The organism is Mesorhizobium sp. M2A.F.Ca.ET.067.02.1.1 (assembly GCF_004023285.1).
Classification (GTDB): Bacteria; Pseudomonadota; Alphaproteobacteria; order Rhizobiales; family Rhizobiaceae; genus Mesorhizobium.
Genome location: NZ_RZSB01001148.1, coordinates 1 through 1,228, shown reverse-complemented (window position 1 = coordinate 1,228; position 1,228 = coordinate 1). Strand labels below are relative to the sequence as shown.

The window sequence follows — 1,228 nt, the reverse complement described above, 5'->3', positions numbered from 1 at the left end:
CCCCATGACCGAGCCTGCTTGTCGGCGAAGTCGAGCAATCTGATGCCGAGCTTCCTGCCCTGGAAGGCCGGCGAAACGGCGACGCTGAAGATCATGGCGTGGTCCGCATGACGTTCGAGCACGATCAATCCGGCGAGGTCCGAGCCTTCTTGCAACAGCCAGACCTCGCCGCGCCCGATGTGCGGCGCATAATCCTCGGTGACGGGGATCGGCGGTCCACCGAAAATGGGCGTGTAAGGCGCATAGGCATCCGCGGTCAGAGCGACGATGGCGGCGAGGTCTTCAGGGCGGGCCGGCCTCATGACTGGTCTACTCCGGCAGCGGTCGCGACGACCTTTTGCATCCCGGCAGCTATGGCCGCGACAGCACCGAAGCGGCTTTCGACGGAGACGAGGCCGTTACCTGCCATCACTCCGCCGCTTCGCGTTTACCCCCAGGCCGCCGCTCCAGAAGCTCCTTCAGGAACTTGCCGGTGTAGCTGCGCTTCTCGCGCACGATCGCTTCGGGCGTGCCTGATGCCACAAGCTCGCCGCCGCCGTCGCCGCCCTCGGGACCGAGGTCGAGCACCCAGTCGGCGGTCTTGATCACCTCGAGATTGTGCTCGATCACCACCACCGTGTTGCCCTGGTCGACAAGCTCGTGCAGCACTTCGAGCAGCTTGGCGACGTCGTGGAAGTGCAGGCCGGTGGTCGGCTCGTCGAGGATATAGAGCGTCTTGCCGGTCGCCTTGCGCGACAGCTCCTTGGCGAGTTTGATGCGCTGCGCCTCGCCGCCCGACAGCGTCGTCGCCTGCTGGCCGATATGGATATAGCCGAGGCCGACCTGGTTCAGCGTCACCAGCTTGTCGCGCACGCCTGGCACCGCCGAGAAGAACTCGACGCCTTCCTCGACCGTCATGTCGAGCACGTCGGCGATCGACTTGCCCTTGAACAGCACGTCGAGCGTCTCGCGGTTGTAGCGCTTGCCGTGGCAGACGTCGCAGGTGACGTAGACATCGGGCAGAAAGTGCATCTCGATCTTGATGACGCCGTCGCCCTGGCAGGCCTCGCAGCGGCCGCCCTTGACGTTGAAGGAGAAGCGCCCCGGCTGGTAGCCGCGCGCCTTGGCTTCGGGGAGTCCGGCGAACCAGTCGCGGATCGGCGTGAAAGCGCCGGTATAGGTCGCCGGGTTGGAGCGCGGCGTGCGGCCGATCGGCGACTGGTTCGCCGGACTCCCCGAAGCCAAGGCG

At 66.0% G+C, this 1,228-nt stretch carries 2 protein-coding genes; both read right to left on the bottom strand.

The genetic code is table 11. The features are described from left to right. Positions 1-302, bottom strand: a 302-nt coding sequence (locus EOA28_RS36265) for a GNAT family N-acetyltransferase (RefSeq protein ID WP_148671128.1), incomplete at its 3' end; no start/stop codon positions are given. Positions 303-408: 106 nt separating this feature from the next. After that, a partial coding sequence (locus EOA28_RS36260; RefSeq protein ID WP_128315867.1) for an ATP-binding cassette domain-containing protein occupies positions 409-1,228 on the bottom strand: 820 nt, incomplete at its 5' end.